The organism is Burkholderia seminalis DSM 23518 (genome assembly GCF_902832885.1).
Taxonomy (GTDB): Bacteria; Pseudomonadota; Gammaproteobacteria; order Burkholderiales; family Burkholderiaceae; genus Burkholderia; species Burkholderia seminalis.
In genome coordinates this window covers 1,185,993-1,201,330 of the sequence record NZ_CADFDK010000001.1, presented here as the reverse complement: position 1 = coordinate 1,201,330, position 15,338 = coordinate 1,185,993, and the positions used below count along the sequence as shown (strand labels likewise).

Sequence of the window (15,338 nt, the reverse complement as noted above, 5' to 3'; positions counted from 1 at the left end):
GCCGAACGGCTTCCCGGTGGGGCCGCCCAGGGTCGAGCGGTGCAGCATTCGCGTCTTCATTTTCGGCGTCTAGAATTTTTTTTGACATCGCTGTCATTTCCGGCGGTGTGCTCCGTCTATTCGGCTCCTAAACCCATGTAGTGGAGAGATGTCATGAAAAACGTATTCCTGGTTGCCTGTGTCGCCGCGCTTGCCACGATCGCAACGGGCGCATATGCGCAGAACGATGCGATGTCGAAGGACGGCATGTCGATGTCGAAGGACGCGATGGGCCACGACGCGATGGCCAAGGACGGCGCGATGAAGAAGGACGGCATGAAGAAGGACGGCATGAAGCACGACGCGATGAAGAAGGACGCGATGGGCCACGACGCGATGTCCAAGGGCGACGCGATGAAGAAGGACGCCATGAGCCCGTCGAACTGACGAATGCGCGGGGCGCGACCGGCAACACGCATCGCGTCCCGCCCCGACGCCTCAATCCGGGAGTCTTCATCATGCAAACGGTTCCTGTCACGGATCGCACGAGCACGCCGCCGCCCGCGCCCACGATTCATCCGCCGTGGGTGCGCGTGAGCCACTGGCTCAACGCGCTCGCGGCGATCCTGATGGCGCTGTCGGGCTGGCGCATCTACGACGCGTCGCCGATCTATCCGTCATTCACGTTCGCGCACGGCATTACGCTCGGCGGCTGGCTCGGCGGCGCGCTGCAATGGCATTTCGCGGCGATGTGGCTGCTGGTCGCCAACGGGCTGTTCTACCTCGCGATGTCGATCGCGACGGGGCGCTTCGCGCGCAAGCTGCTGCCCGTCACGCCGGCATCCGTATGGCGCGACATCCGCGCCGCGCTCGGCGGGCGGCTCGCGCATGACGACCTGAGCGTCTACAACGCGGTGCAGCGTGCCGCGTACCTGACCGCGATCGTCGATCTCGTCGTGCTGGTGCTGTCGGGGCTCACGATCTGGAAGTCCGTCCAGTTTCCGCTGCTGCGCGAACTGTTCGGCGGCTACGACAACGCACGCGTCGTGCATTTCTGGGCGATGTCGCTGCTGGTCGCCTTCTTTGTCGTCCATGTCGCGATGGCGCTGCTGGTGCCGCGCTCGCTGCTCGCGATGTTGCGCGGCCGCTGACCTGCCCACCGCGGGCGAAGGAAATCATCATGTCGGAATCCGAAAAAAACCGCGACGAGTCGCGCTGGACGCTCGACCGCAAGTCGCTCGAACTCGACGTGCGCCGCGAGCTCGAGATGCCGTCGCGGCGGCTCTTCAACCGGCGCGTCCTGACGCTCGGCGGCCTCGCGATGCTGACCGGCTGCACGTTGCAGGACGACGCGTCGGTCAACACGTTTCTCGAGAAAGTGTCGCGCATGAACGATCGCGTGCAGGCGTGGCTGTTCAACCCCGACCGGCTCGCGCCGACCTACACCGAGGCCGACATCACGCGTCCGTTCCCGTTCAACGCGTACTACGGGATCGACGAAGTGCGGCACGTCGATGCGTCGACGTATCGCCTCGTGCTGTCCGGCCGCGTGACGGGCAAGCGCGTGTGGACGCTCGACGAGCTGCGCGCGCTGCCGCATGCGGAACAGATCACGCGGCACATCTGCGTCGAAGGGTGGAGTGCGATCGGCCGCTGGGGCGGCACGCCGTTCGGCGCGTTCCTCGCGCGCGCCGGCGCCGACACGCGGGCGAAATACGTCGGCTTCAAGTGCGCGGACGATTATTACGAAAGCATCGACATGCCGACCGCGCTGCATCCGCAGACGCTGCTCGCGCTCGAGTACGACGGCCGCCAGTTGCCGCCGGAGTACGGCTTCCCGATGAAGCTGCGGATGCCGACCAAGCTCGGTTACAAGAATCCGAAGCACATCATGGAAATCTTCGTGACCGATACGTTCCCGGGCGGCTACTGGGTCGATCAGGGCTACAACTGGTTCGGCGGATCGTGAGCGTCGCACGGGGCGCGCGCGTCCGGCACGCGGATTCGCGCACCTGAAGATCGACAGGCGGGCCGACCGCAGCGGCCCTGTTCACGAACGCGTCGAGCCCACCCGTCGTCCGTCACGACCGGCGCGACGGACGGACCGGCGCGCACGGCGGGCCGTTTGACCGACGCCGGATTCGACGGCCCCGGATTGCGCGGGTGCGCGCGCGTTCCGTTCATCCGGCCCCGGATTTCATCCGCGTGCGGGCCGAAAAATGTCGCGCCGAAACGTCAGTCTTTATGCTTTCAGACAGGTCTGACGATGCTTTCGAATCCTTGATGCCATAATGCCGAGCGTGTGCAGCCGAAGCGGGTGCGCACGTTTTTTTTGTCCCTCTGCCGCCGCTCGCCGGTTCTCTTTCGTCGCCGTTCGCACTGCCATGTCGTTCCGCACGTTCGCTCTGCCTTTCCGGTCCCGCCAGGACCGTTTGCCGGCATGGCCGGCGTCTTTCAGCGGGGCACGCGGCGTGACGTGCGGGCGGGCTGCACGATGACGCCGCTCGACCGCCTGCTCGATTTCCTCGCGCGCTTTTCGTTCCGGATCCGCCTGCCGCAAAGCCGCGGCGGCCGGGTCGCGCTGGCGCTCGTGTTCATCTATTTCGTCTGGGGTTCGACCTACAGCGGCCTGCATTTCGCGCTGCAGTCGTTCCCGCCGCTGCTGCTGTCGGGGCTGCGCAACCTGCTCGGCGGGATCGGCCTGTTCATCTTCGCGCTGCGACGCAAGCCCGAATGGCCGACGCTGCTCGAAATTCGCAACGCGGGGATCGTCGGCACGATGCTCGTCGCGCTGTCGTCCGGCACGATCGCGCTGGGGATCAGCTCGGTCAGCAGCGGCTCGGCCGCGGTGATGGTGGCGACCGTGCCGCTGTTCGCGACGGTGATCGCGGCGGTGGCCGGGCGGCCCGTGACGAAGGGCGAGTGGGCGGCCGTCGCGCTCGGGATGGTCGGTATCGTCGTGCTGAACTCGGGTGGCGCGGCGGCCCGGAATTCGGCACTGGGCACGATCTGCGTGCTGGCCGGCGCGCTGTTCTGGGCGGGCGGCGCGCACCTCGCGACGCGGCTCAGGCTGCCGTCGGACCTGTTCCTGTCGACGTCGCTGCAGATCGGCCTCGGCGGCCTGATTTCGACGCTCGTCGCCTGGCTGATCGGCGAACGCATCGAACAGGTGATGGTGGGGCCGGTGTTCGCGTTCCTGTACCTGATGGTGTTCTGCACGATGGCCGCGTATGTCGCGTACGGCTATCTGATCCGCCATACGAGCCCGATCATCGCGAGCAGCTGCATGTACGTGAACCCGATCGTCGCGGTCGCGCTCGGTGCGCTGCTGCTCGGCGAGCCGGTGACGATGGCGACCGTGGTCGCGACCGTCGCGATCCTCGGCAGTGTCGCGCTGTCGTTCGTGTTCGATCCGGCGCGTCGGCCGGCGGCACGGGCGGCGGCCGACAGTTCGGCGGCCGTGGCGGCCGAGCACGCGCCGGCGGCGGCCGATGCCGCCCCCGAGCAGATCGCGATTCCCGAAGCGGCGCCGATCCTCGCGCCTTCCGCCGTTCCGCTCGCGGTGCCGGCGCCGGCTGCCGTGATGGATCCCGCCGCGGTGATCGACCCGGCACCGGCGTTCGCGCCGCCGCCCGTCGACGAACCGGCCGTGCCGCGCGCCGACGCGTGACGCCGCCGTGGCCGGCCGCGCTCAGCCGTGCCGGCCGCCGCGATGGTGGGACCAGCCCGCGAGCGCGGCGAACAGCAGCCCCGTCGCGCACATGCCGGTCCAGCCGAACGCATGCCATGCGGCAACCCCGACCGACGAGCCGAGCGCGCCGCCGATGAAGTAACACACCATGTACACCGTGTTCACGCGGCTGCGCGCGTCGGGCTTCAGCGCATAGATGCGCGACTGGTTGGAGATCTGCGCGGCCTGTACGCCGACATCCAGCACGATCACGCCGATCACGAGTCCGGCGAGGCTCGAACCCGACACCGCAAAAATCACGAATGACAACGCCAACAGCGCGATCGCGAGCGAGATGATCGCGCGCGGGCCGCGCGTGTCCGCGAAGCGGCCGGCGTACGGCGCCGCGAGCGCGCCGGCCGCCCCGACGATCCCGAACAGGCCGGCAGCCTGCGGGCCGAGATGGAACGGCGCGCCTGCGAGCAGCAGCGTCAGCACGGGCCAGAACGCGCTGAACGCCGCGAACAGCGCGGCACCCGTCAGCGACGCCTCGCGCAGCCCGCGCAGTTCGACGGCCAGATGCCACATCGAGCCGAGCAGCTTGCCGTACGACAGCGTCGACGTCGGCGAACTGCGCGGCAGCCGCATCACGATCACGGCGGCGAGCACGACGAGTGCCGCGACCGACGCGGCGAACACCGCGCGCCAGCCGAAATACTCGGCGACGAAACCGGCGGCCGTGCGCGCGAGCAGGATGCCGAGCAGCAGGCCGCTCATCACGGTGCCGACTGCATGCCCGCGTTCGGCGGGCGGCGCGATTTCGGCGGCGAACGGCACGGCCTGCTGCGCGATGGTCGCGAGGACGCCGATCGCGAGGCTCGCGACGGCGAGTACGGCCAGCGACGGCGCGGTGGCCGCCACGATCAGCGCGACCGACAGGCCGGCGATCTGCATCAGGATCAGCCCGCGGCGGTCGAACCGGTCGCCGAGCGGCGCGAGCAGGAACATGCCGGCGGCATAACCGAGCTGCGTCGCGGTCGGCACCGCGCCGATCCATGACGCGCCGTCGGGAAAAGTCGAGCGGAAGCTGTCGAGCAGCGGCTGGTTGTAGTAGATGTTCGCGACCGATACGCCCGCGATCGTCGCGAGCAGCAACAGCAGGCTGCGCGAGTAGTGGGGCGAGGCGGTGTCGGTCGGACGGTCGGTGGAGGCGGTGGACATGGCTGCGCGGACGGAGTTGGACGGCGTGGCGAGCGTCGGGTGCACAGGCGGGCCGAGCGCCGGTCGAGGCTGCCGATCATACCGGAGCGACGCGAATCCTGCCGGGCAGGCGGCGAACCGGCCGCCGCCCGCCGCCGTGCGTGCCGCAAGCCGTCAGTCGACCAGTTCGCCCGTCGGTTCGTAGAACGGATACGGGCCGGCGCCTTCGTCGACGTACACGTGATGCGATGTCATCCCCGTATCGGGCGCATAACGATGGACCGCGAACGCCGGCGATTCGAGCCGGAACGCGGACGGCGCGTCGGCCCGCAGGTCGAACGCCACCTGATGCGCGGGCGACGGCACCGCCGCCGCGAGCGTGCCGCCGAAGCGCGTGAACATCGTGCGGTGCACGTGGCCGCACAGCACCCGCTCGACGTTCGGATGACCGCGCAGCAGCGCGTCGAGTTTCGCGGCAGCGGCCGGCGCGAGGCGCAGCTTGTCCATATGGCCGATGCCCGCCACGAACGGCGGGTGATGCAGCGCGACGATCACCGGCCGGTCGCGTGCGGCGTCGAGCTGCGCGGCGAGCCACGCGAGCCGTGCGTCGCACAGATCGCCGTGACTCGCGCCGGGCACCTGCGAATCGAGCGCGAGCACGCGCACCGCGCCGACGTCGAGCGCGTACTGCACGAATGCGCCGTCCTGCAATTCGGCGCGCGCGGCAAACGCACGGCGCAGCCCGGCGCGGTCGTCGTGGTTGCCGATCATCAGGTAGTACGGAATCTCGAGCGCCGCGAGCAGCCCGCGCAGGTTGCCGTACTCTTCGTCGTGGCCGAAGTCGGTCAGGTCGCCGGTGACGAGCACGGCGTCGGGACGCGGCTCGAGCGCGTTCAGCTTCGCGATGCAGCGCGCAAGCGCGGCCGCCGTGTCGACGCGCCGGTACGCGAGCTGGCCCGGCCGCTTGATGTGGAGATCGCTGATTTGAGCAAGCAGCATCGTCGTTCCTCGGAATCGTCTGTTTGTTGTCGCGGCGCTGTCGTGCGCCGCGGTGGGGGCTGCGGGAATGATGCCCGAACGACGGGTCACGCGCCGAGCGCGATCAGGCCTTCCGGTGCGATCGTGAGGCCGACCGCCGTGCCGCGTGCGAGCGCGATGCGGCCCGGCACGTCGATCACGAGCGCATCGGGTGCCGCGTGTTCGATCGTGAGCCGCGTGCGCTCGCCGAGGAACGCGCACGCGCCGACCGCGCCGCGCAGCGGCGCATGCGCGGGATCGGCGAGCTGCGCGTCCTCCGGGCGGAAGAACCATTCGTCGGCGGCGTGCGGCGTCGCGATCGCGCCGCCCGTCGTCACCAGCGCGCCGTCGCGCCATTGCCCGGCGAGCCGGTTCAGCGTGCCGATGAACTGCGCGACGGTGCGGTTCGCCGGGTGGTAGTAAATGTCGCGCGGCGTGCCGATCTGCTCGATGCGGCCCGCGCCCATCACGACGATCCGGTCGCCGAGTTCCATCGCCTCGGCCTGGTCGTGCGTCACGTAGACGGTCGTCACGCCGAGCTCGCGCAGCAGCGTGTTCATCTCGCGGCGCAGCACGTCGCGCAGTTTCGCGTCGAGCGCGGTCAGCGGTTCGTCGAGCAGCAGCACGCGCGGCCGCACCGCGAGCGCGCGGGCCAGCGCGACGCGCTGGCGCTGGCCGCCCGACAGCTGATCGACCGGCTTGTCCGCATGCGCGTCGAGCCGCATCATCGCGAGCAGTTCGTCGACGCGTTCACGCAGCGCGCGCGGCTCGGTCTTGCGGATCTTCAGCCCGTAGCCGACGTTGCCGCGCACCGTCAGGTTCGGAAACAGCGCATAGTTCTGGAACACCATGCCGACCTGCCGGCGCTCGATCGGCAGCGCGGTGACGTCGTCGTTGCCGAACGCGATCGTGCCGCCGGCGTCCGGCGTGTCGAGGCCCGCGATCAGGCGCAGCGTGGTCGTCTTGCCGCAGCCTGACGGCCCGAGCAGCACGAGTGTCTCGCCCGCGCCGATCGACAGGTCGAGCGGTTCGAGTACGCGCGTGCCGCGGAACGTCTTCGCGCAACGGGTCAGGGTGATGGGAGTGGAATCGAGTTTCATATCTGCGAAAAATTCAGCGCGGGCGCTGCTTGAGCGCACGCGTGCCGGACGGATCGACGCCGAGCCACTGCATCGCGACGAGGAGCGGCAGCGTCATCAGCAGGAACAGGATCGTGTACGCGCTGCCGACTTCGAGGCGCAGCGACGCATAGGTATCGGCGAGCCCGACCGGCAGTGTCTTGGTGTCGGGCGTGTGCAGCATCCACGTGAGGTTGAATTCGCCGATCGACAGTGTGAGCACCGCGAGCGCGCCCGCGACGATGCCGGGGCGCAGGTTCGGCAGCACGATCGTGACGAAGCGCGTGACGAACGACGCGCCGAGGCTCGCCGCGCCTTCCTCGAGCGTGCGCAGGTCGGCGCCGGCCGCGACGGCGGCCACCGCGCGCACCATGAACGGCAGCGTGAACACGACGTGGCCGACGACGATGAACCACAGGCTCATCCGGAACGCGGTGAAGCCGCCGTACACCACCAGCAGCGCGAGTGCCGACGCGAGCCCGGGCAGCGCGACCGGCAGCACGAGCGCCTCCTCGATCGCGCGTGCGACGCGGCTCTTGCTGCGCGCGAGCGCATAGCCGGCCGGCACGCCGGCGACGAGCACGATCGCGAGCGTCGCGAACGCGACTTCGAGCGACAGCGCGACCGAGCCGTGATACTGCTGCCACACCTGTTCGAGCCAGCGCAGCGTGAGGCCGCTCGACAGGCCGCGGAAATAGTTGACGGTCAGGCCCGCGAGCACGGACATCACGACGGGCACGATCAGGAACGCGCACAGCAGCAGCGTGACGCCCCATTGCAGCGCGGCGATCGCGCGCGCGCCCGTGACGTGCGGCGCGCGCCGCGCGACGCCGTTCGCCTGCGCGGGAGCGGGCGCCGGTGACGGCGCGGAGGAGCTGGAAAGCGATTGCATGCGGGAATCCTCAGGCCGCGGCGGCGGCGGTGTGGCCGGTGAAACGGCGCGCGAGCGCGAGCACGGCCCAGGTGACGATGCCGAGCACGATCGACAGGCCGGCCGCCGTCGCGATGTTCGCGTTCAGCGTGAATTCGGTATAGATCGTCATCGGCAGCACGTTCAGGTCGGTGGCGAGCGTGAAGGCGGTGCCGAAGGCGCCCATCGCGGTCGCGAAGCAGATCGCGCCGGCCGCGATCAGCCCGGGCGCGAGCGCGGGCAGCACGATGTCGACGAAGATGCGCCACGGCGACGCGCCGAGCGAACGCGCGGCTTCCTCGAGCGACGCATCGAGCTTCGACGCGGCCGCGATCACGGTGACGATCACGCGCGGAATCGAGAAGTACAGGTAGCCGACGAACAGGCCCGCGACCGAGTACGCGAATACCCATTTGTCGCCGGTGAGCTTTGCCGACAGCATGCCGATCAGCCCCTGGCGGCCGGCGAGCATGATCACCATGAAGCCGACGACGACGCCCGGGAACGCGAGCGGAAACGTGAGCAGCGCGAGCAGCACGCGCTTGCCGGCGAACTCGCGGCGCGCGAGCAGGAGGCCCGAGATCGTCGACAGCGCGAGCGTCGCGAGCGTGACGCCCGCGGACAGCGCGACCGTCTCGCCGAGGCTCTTCATGTAACGCGCATTGCCGAGCAGCGCCGCGTAGTGCGACAGGAACGCGCCGTCGGCGGATACCTGCACGAGCGCCGCCATCGGCAGCAGCCAGAACGCGGCGAACACCGCCAGCGCCGGCGCGACGAGCGCGACGCGCCAGCGCAGCGGAAAAGTCAGGTCGAGCATCGATTGTGTCCTGCCGCTTACTGCATCACCTGCAGGTACTGCTGGCCGAACGCCTGCTGGCCGGCCGCCATCTTGCCGAAGTCGACCGATTTCGCGCGTGCGTACTCGCTCGCCGGCAGGAACTTCGCGGCGACGTCGGCGCCGAGCGCCTGCGCGCGTACCGGGCGCAGGTAGGCGTTGGCCCACAGCTTCTGGCCTTCGTCCGACAGCACGAAGTCGAGCACCTTCTTGCCGTTCGCGTCGTGCGGCGCACCCTTCACGAGGCTCATCACGTACGGCACGGCGATCGTGCCTTCCTTCGGAATCACGAACTCGACGTTCGCGCTGTCCTTGTACTTCGCACGATACGCATCGAAGTCGTAGTCGAGCAGGATCGGAATCTCGCCGGACAGCACGCGTGCATACGCAGTCTGTTTCGGCACGATCGGCGCGTTCGCCTTCAGCTTGCGGAACCAGTCGAGGGCCGGCTTGAAGTTGTCGAGGCTGCCGCCGAGCGCCTGGTTGACGGCGACCGCGCCGGCATAACCGACGAAGGCGCTCGACGGATCGAGATAACCGACCATGCCCTTGTATTCGGGCTTCAGCAGATCGGCCCACGAACGCGGCACCGGCTTGCCGTCGAGCGCGTCCTTGTTCACGAAGAAGCCGAGCGTGCCCGAGTGAATCGCGAACCAGTAGCCTTGCGGATCCTTCAGGTTCGCGGGAATGTCGTTCCAGTGCGCGGGCTTGTACGGCGCGATCACGCCCTTGTCCTTCGCCTGGAAGGCCGACGACACGCCGAGGTAGACGACGTCGGCGACCGGGCTCTTCTGTTCGGCGATCAGCTGCGCGATCGACTGGCCCGAATTCTTGTTGTCGAACGGCACGCGGATGCCGGTCTTCTGCTTGATCGCCGCGATCTGCGCGGCCCAGTCGGCCCATTCGGGCGGGCAGTTGTAGCAGATCGCCGTTTCGTCGGCGTGGGCGGCGGGCGCGCCGGCGACGAGCGCGGCAAGGGCGAGCGGCGCGGCAAGCGCGCGCAGCAGCGAGGTCAGGCGAAAGGACACGGTGGGTCTCCGGGCGAGTGGGTGGTGCGCTGGGGTGGTGGGGTTGTCGGGGGCGGCCTGCGTTCAGGCCGGGCGCCATTGCAGATCGGTGGACGGCGGTGCGACCGTCGCGCCGTCGCGCACCGCATGCGGCAGGATCAGCGACGTGCGCTCGAGCGTCGCGCCGGCGATGCATTCGACGAGACGCCGCCACGCGTGACGGCCGATGTCGCGGTTCGGCGTCGCCACGCTCGCGAGCGGCGGCGCGAGCAGTTCGCCGATCGCGATTCCGTCGAAGCCGAGTACCGACAGGTCGTCGGGAATCGAGAAGCCGGCGCGGCGCAGGCCGCGCATCACGACCATCGCGAGCAGGTCGTTGCTGCAGAAGAGGGCGGTCGGGCGTGTGGCGTGCGCGGTGAGATGCGCGAGCACGGCTTCGGGCAGCTCGGGTGCGTTGAAGTCGACCTCGACCGGCGGCAGCGTGGCCATGCCACTTTCCTGGAGGGCCTGCGCATAGCCGAGATGACGCTGGCGCGCGCGATCCGACGCGGCGAGCGAACCGGCCAGCATCAGCACGCGGCGGTGGCCGCGCGCGATCAGCAGCCGCACGCCGTCGTAGGCGGCACGGCGGTTGTCGACCGACACCGACGGGCGGCGTTGCGTGTCGTTGTGCATCAGCACGTAGTGCGGGCCGTCGCGGTCGAGCATGTCGAGCAGCGGGTGCGTGTCCGCGTCGGCGACGGTGAGGATCAGCCCTTCGACGCGCTGCTCGCGCAGTGTCTCGATCGCGTGGCGTTCGCGCGCGGCGTCGTACTCGGTCGTCATCACGATCAGCTTGAAGCCGGCCGCGGTCGCGAGCGCGTCGATGCCTTGCAGGCAGTCGGCGAACACGGGGTTCGACAGCGTCGGCACGACGACGCCGACGAGTCGCGTGCGTTCGCCGCGCAGTTGCCGGCCGAGCGGGCTCGGGCGGAACTGCAGCGTATCGATCGCGGTGCGGATCGTCTGCAGCGTGGCGGGGCTGACGGTATGCGGGGCGTTGATCGCGCGCGAGACGGTGGCGATCGAGAAGCCCGCGAGGGCAGCGACGTCCTTGATGGTCGAGGTCATGAAATAACGCGATGTAAACGTTTTCGGCGAGGGAATTATCGAAAACGTTTGTGACTTCGCGATGACGCACACGACGCTTGTTTCGCAAAAAAGCACGATACAAACGTCAGACGGTTGGGGCCGTCGGACGACGCGGGCTTGATTGTAGCGGGGAGGGCGCGGCGCGCGACGAAACCGGCGGCCCTGTCGTAGCGACGGCGAGCGGGCGGGAGTGCATCCGCGCGACGGCGGCCGGTGTCGCGATGCGGTGCGGCAGAATAAGGGAACGCATGCGCAAGCAATGGTAGAATCGCGTCCGCCCTCTTGCCGGGGTGATGAAATTGGTAAACATAGCGGACTTAAACGATTGAGTGCCCGGCCGGAAACGGTCGGTGCAGAACCCTTCAAATTCGGCGAAACCCCTGATGCGCGCATCGAGGCAACGCCGAGCCAAGCCTCGCGGCATCCGCGAGGAAGGTGTAGAGACTAGACGGGGGGCGCCTAAGGCGCACGGGCAGCGGTCACGCCCGCGCGCGACGGTGAAGGCATAGTCCAGCGCACGAACGGCTTCGCTTACGCGACGCCGGCTTTGAAAGAAGCAGTGTGACGAAAATCCGCCGCCTTAAGTGGCTTGCCGGTTCGAGTCCGGTCCCCGGCACCACGATCGCTTCGATGCGTTTCGATGAAGGTCTGAAAAAACCCGCGAGAATTGAAGCGCTCGCGGGTTTTTTGTTTGTGCGGCCTGGCCATTCGTCGGAGGCCGCGGTGTCGGGGACGGATGTCGAGGATGTTGCGGCGGGCGGAGTGTCGAAAGATCCCCGGCCGATGCCCTCTCCCGAGACCCGGCCGTTCGCATGGCTCGTTTCTGACGATGAGTGCGCGATATTCCGGCAGGGGACGGGCGCGTGTTTCGATACGGCCTGTCGTTGATCAGGCGGGCCGATCGTGCGTGCGGACCCGCGACGCAGTGGCTGATCGACCATCTGACGCGTCCCGGCGAACCGGACGCCTGAAGCGCGACGCCGTGCGCCGGCACAACGCGGGCACCGGGACACGCGAAGCCTTCATTGGCGTTGCCGCTGCGCTGCGGCAAAAACGGCGTCATGTGATACTGGCGACGCCCGTCGTACCGGACGCGTGGGTCGCCATCGGCACACGCGTCCCGCCGACCGCCTCCAACATCGTTTGCGTCACGCAAAAACATCGTCATGACCGACTCGACCCATCACTATTACGAACCGTCGCAAGGCCACGGCCTGCCGCACGATCCGTTGAACGCGATCGTGGGCCCGCGCCCGATCGGCTGGATCTCTTCTCGCGGCAGCGACGGCACACTCAACCTCGCGCCATACAGCTTCTTCAACGCGTTCAACTATCGCCCGCCGATCATCGGCTTTTCGAGTACCGGCGCCAAGGACAGCCTGCGCAACGTGCAGGAGACGGGCGAGTTCGTGTGGAACCTCGCGACGCGCGAGCTCGCCGAGCGGATGAACCAGACCTGCGCCGCCGTGCCGTACGACGTGAACGAGTTCGAACTCGGCGGCTTGACCGCGGTGCCGTCGCGCCTCGTCAACGTGCCGCGCGTCGCGGAAAGCGGCGTCAACTTCGAATGCAAGGTGACCGACGTGATTCGGCTGCGCGACCATCACGGTGTCGAAACGCCGGCAACGCTCGTGCTGGGCGAAGTCATCGCCGTCCATATCCGCCACGACCTGCTGAAGGACGGCATCTTCGACACGTTTGGCGCCGGCATCATTCTTCGTGCGGGCGGTCCGTCGGCCTACGTGCACGTAAAGCCCGACAGTCGCTTCGACATTTTCCGTCCCGACGCGTGATCGATCGCGCCGGCGCAAGCCGGCGACCGGGCGCCGAAGCGCCCGAACCTGAAAGGACCCCGCGCAGCGCAACGATGTCGCGGGGTCTTTTGCTTCGTACCCTCGCATGAGAGGGACGGGCCGATTCGTCCGCCCCCGATGCCCGATCGCGGCCGGCCCGGTGGTCTTGCACTGCAGCAACCACATCCTTCGCCGGTTCCGCCCGCCCCACGCGCGCCGTGGACCTCTGCCATGGCAAATCTGCTCACGACGAACGAGCGGCTTGGACATCGACGCCCGGCGCCGCAAGGCATAGATTTCCAAGGTTGACGCGCTTATCCGCGCGTCAACCCGCGCGCAGGCCGGCAACCGGCCGCGCGTTCCCAACAGCGTGAGACACAATCGAGCGTGGAGACGACACGATGAGCCTGTCAGAGCCATTGCGTCTGCATGTGCCGGAGCCCACCGGGCGTCCGGGCTGCAAGACGGATTTTTCCTATCTGCATCTATCGCCGGCCGGCGCGGTCCGCCGCCCGCCGATCGACGTGGCCGCGGCGGACACCGCCAATCTCGCCCGCAGCCTCGTGCGCGTGCTCGACGACAGCGGCCAGGCCGTCGGCCCGTGGGCGCCGGAGCTCGACGACGCGCGACTGATCGCCGGGCTGCGCGCGATGCTCAAGACCCGCATTTTCGACGCGCGCATGATGATCGCGCAGCGTCAGAAGAAAATCTCCTTCTACATGTTGAGCCTCGGCGAGGAGGCGATCGGCACCGCGCACGCGATGGCGCTGCGCGACGGCGACATGTGCTTCCCGACCTACCGGCAGCAGAGCATCCTGATCACGCGCGACGTGCCGCTCGAACGGATGATCTGCCAGCTGATGTCGAACGAAGGCGACCCGCTGAAAGGCCGCCAGCTTCCGGTGATGTATTCCGACCGCGAAGCGGGCTTCTTCTCCATTTCCGGCAACCTCGCGACGCAGTTCATCCAGGCGGTCGGCTGGGCGATGGCGTCGGCGATCAAGGGCGACACGAAGATCGCGTCCGCGTGGATCGGCGACGGTGCGACGGCCGAAGCCGACTTCCATACCGCGCTCACGTTCGCGCACGTGTACCGCGCGCCGGTCGTGTTGAACGTCGTCAACAACCAGTGGGCGATCTCGACGTTCCAGGCGATCGCGGGCGGCGAAGGCACGACCTTCGCGGGGCGCGGCGTCGGCTGCGGGATCGCGTCGCTGCGCGTCGACGGCAACGACTTCCTCGCGATCTACGCGGCGTCGAGCTGGGCCGCCGAGCGCGCGCGCCGCAATCTCGGCCCGACGCTGATCGAGTGGGTGACCTACCGCGCGGGCGCGCATTCGACGTCGGACGATCCGACCAAGTACCGGCCGAGCGACGACTGGTCCCATTTCCCGCTCGGCGACCCGATCGAGCGTTTCAAGCGTCACCTGATCGCGAAGGGCATCTGGTCGGACAGCGCACACGAGGCGCTGACGGCCGAACTCGAGGCCGAGGTGATTGCCGCGCAGAAGGAAGCGGAGCAATACGGGACGCTGGCCGACGACCGGATTCCGTCGCCGGCCTCGATGTTCGACGACGTGTACAAGGAGCTGCCCGCGCACCTGCGCCGTCAGCGCCAGGAACTGGGAGCATGATCATGGCGCAACATGAGACAGACACGGCGACGCAGCCGATGACGATGATCCAGGCGCTGCGCTCCGCGATGGACGTGATGCTCGGCCGCGACAGCGACGTGGTCGTGTTCGGGCAGGACGTCGGTTATTTTGGCGGCGTGTTCCGCTGTACCGAAGGACTGCAGAACAAATACGGCAAGTCGCGCGTGTTCGATGCGCCGATCTCCGAAGGCGGGATCGTCGGCGCGGCGGTCGGAATGGGCGCGTACGGGCTGCGCCCGGTGTGCGAGATCCAGTTCGCCGACTATTTCTACCCGGCGTCGGACCAGATCGTGTCGGAAGGCGCGCGGCTGCGCTATCGCTCGGCCGGCCAGTTCACCGCGCCGATGACGATCCGGATGCCGTGCGGCGGCGGCATCTACGGCGGCCAGACGCACAGCCAGAGCCCGGAGGCGATGTTCACGCAGGTGTGCGGGCTGCGCACGGTGATGCCGTCGAATCCGTACGACGCGAAAGGGCTGCTGATCGCGTCGATCGAAAACGACGATCCGGTGATCTTCCTCGAGCCGAAGCGGCTGTACAACGGGCCGTTCGACGGCCATCACGAACGGCCGGTCACGTCGTGGCTCAAGCATCCGGCGAGCGCGGTGCCCGAGGGTTATTACACGGTGCCGCTCGACACGGCCGCCATCGCGCGGCCCGGCAGCGACGTGACGGTGCTGACGTACGGCACGACCGTGCACGTATCGCTCGCCGCCGCCGAGGAGACGGGCATCGACGCGGAGGTGATCGACCTGCGCACGCTGTGGCCGCTCGATCTCGACACGATCGTCGCGTCGGTCCGCAAGACCGGGCGCTGCGTCGTGGTGCACGAGGCGACGCGCACCTGCGGCTTCGGCGCGGAACTCGTTTCGCTGGTTCAGGAACACTGCTTCTACCACCTCGAAGCGCCGGTCGAGCGCACGACGGGCTGGGATACGCCGTATCCGCATGCGCAGGAATGGGCGTACTTTCCGGGGCCGGCCCGGGTCGGTGAAGCGTTGCGACGCGTGATGGAGGCGTGAA

15 protein-coding genes are annotated in these 15,338 nt (G+C 68.4%); 8 read left to right on the top strand and 7 right to left on the bottom strand.

Features of this window, described 5'->3' with window-relative positions:
* Positions 1–153 precede the first annotated feature (153 nt).
* The 4 genes from HWX00_RS05610 (at position 154) to HWX00_RS05595 (ending at position 3,649) form a co-directional block, all read left to right on the top strand.
* The gene (locus tag HWX00_RS05610; protein WP_034186585.1) at positions 154–426 is read left to right on the top strand and encodes a pentapeptide MXKDX repeat protein; all 273 of its coding nucleotides are present in this window, start codon (positions 154–156) and stop codon (positions 424–426) included.
* Between the two features lie 71 nt (positions 427–497).
* A complete protein-coding gene (locus HWX00_RS05605; RefSeq protein ID WP_034186586.1) occupies positions 498–1,130 on the top strand; it encodes a cytochrome b/b6 domain-containing protein in 633 nt (210 codons plus the stop codon).
* Between the two features lie 29 nt (positions 1,131–1,159).
* A complete protein-coding gene (locus HWX00_RS05600; RefSeq protein ID WP_175029102.1) occupies positions 1,160–1,948 on the top strand; it encodes a molybdopterin-dependent oxidoreductase in 789 nt (262 codons plus the stop codon).
* A 525-nt stretch (positions 1,949–2,473) separates the two neighbouring features.
* A complete protein-coding gene (locus HWX00_RS05595; protein WP_175029104.1) occupies positions 2,474–3,649 on the top strand; it encodes an EamA family transporter in 1,176 nt (391 codons plus the stop codon).
* A gap of 21 nt (positions 3,650–3,670) precedes the next feature.
* Here HWX00_RS05595 and HWX00_RS05590 read toward each other — a convergent pair whose 3' ends face one another.
* From HWX00_RS05590 to HWX00_RS05560, 7 genes are all read right to left on the bottom strand, one after another.
* Positions 3,671–4,870 carry an MFS transporter gene (locus tag HWX00_RS05590; protein WP_175029101.1) on the bottom strand — a complete coding sequence of 400 codons (1,200 nt, stop codon included), beginning with the start codon at positions 4,868–4,870 and terminating at the stop codon, positions 3,671–3,673.
* A gap of 153 nt (positions 4,871–5,023) precedes the next feature.
* A complete protein-coding gene (locus tag HWX00_RS05585) occupies positions 5,024–5,848 on the bottom strand; it encodes a phosphodiesterase (RefSeq protein WP_175029100.1) in 825 nt (274 codons plus the stop codon).
* Positions 5,849–5,934: 86 nt separating this feature from the next.
* Positions 5,935–6,966, bottom strand: coding sequence for an ABC transporter ATP-binding protein (locus HWX00_RS37355; RefSeq protein ID WP_059560608.1), 1,032 nt, complete (start codon positions 6,964–6,966; stop codon positions 5,935–5,937).
* Between the two features lie 13 nt (positions 6,967–6,979).
* Entirely contained in the window at positions 6,980–7,876 is an 897-nt protein-coding gene (locus HWX00_RS05575) for an ABC transporter permease (protein WP_034186591.1), read from the bottom strand.
* Positions 7,877–7,886: 10 nt separating this feature from the next.
* The gene (locus tag HWX00_RS05570) at positions 7,887–8,711 is read right to left on the bottom strand and encodes an ABC transporter permease (protein ID WP_034186592.1); all 825 of its coding nucleotides are present in this window, start codon (positions 8,709–8,711) and stop codon (positions 7,887–7,889) included.
* A gap of 17 nt (positions 8,712–8,728) precedes the next feature.
* Positions 8,729–9,757, bottom strand: a complete 1,029-nt coding sequence (locus HWX00_RS05565) for an ABC transporter substrate-binding protein (RefSeq protein ID WP_034186593.1) — start codon at positions 9,755–9,757, stop codon at positions 8,729–8,731.
* 63 nt (positions 9,758–9,820) lie between these two features.
* Positions 9,821–10,846 carry a LacI family DNA-binding transcriptional regulator gene (locus HWX00_RS05560; protein ID WP_175029099.1) on the bottom strand — a complete coding sequence of 342 codons (1,026 nt, stop codon included), beginning with the start codon at positions 10,844–10,846 and terminating at the stop codon, positions 9,821–9,823.
* A 651-nt stretch (positions 10,847–11,497) separates the two neighbouring features.
* Here HWX00_RS05560 and HWX00_RS05555 point away from each other — a divergent pair.
* From HWX00_RS05555 to HWX00_RS05540, 4 genes are all read left to right on the top strand, one after another.
* Positions 11,498–11,755 carry a hypothetical protein gene (locus HWX00_RS05555; RefSeq protein ID WP_175029098.1) on the top strand — a complete coding sequence of 86 codons (258 nt, stop codon included), beginning with the start codon at positions 11,498–11,500 and terminating at the stop codon, positions 11,753–11,755.
* Between the two features lie 278 nt (positions 11,756–12,033).
* Positions 12,034–12,660 (top strand): flavin reductase family protein, encoded by a 627-nt coding sequence (locus HWX00_RS05550; protein WP_034186599.1) that lies wholly within the window; start codon positions 12,034–12,036, stop codon positions 12,658–12,660.
* Positions 12,661–13,061: 401 nt separating this feature from the next.
* Positions 13,062–14,294 carry a 3-methyl-2-oxobutanoate dehydrogenase (2-methylpropanoyl-transferring) subunit alpha gene (locus HWX00_RS05545; RefSeq protein ID WP_175029097.1) on the top strand — a complete coding sequence of 411 codons (1,233 nt, stop codon included), beginning with the start codon at positions 13,062–13,064 and terminating at the stop codon, positions 14,292–14,294.
* 2 nt (positions 14,295–14,296) lie between these two features.
* Positions 14,297–15,337, top strand: a complete 1,041-nt coding sequence (locus tag HWX00_RS05540) for an alpha-ketoacid dehydrogenase subunit beta (RefSeq protein ID WP_034186601.1) — start codon at positions 14,297–14,299, stop codon at positions 15,335–15,337.
* Position 15,338: the final 1 nt, after the last annotated feature.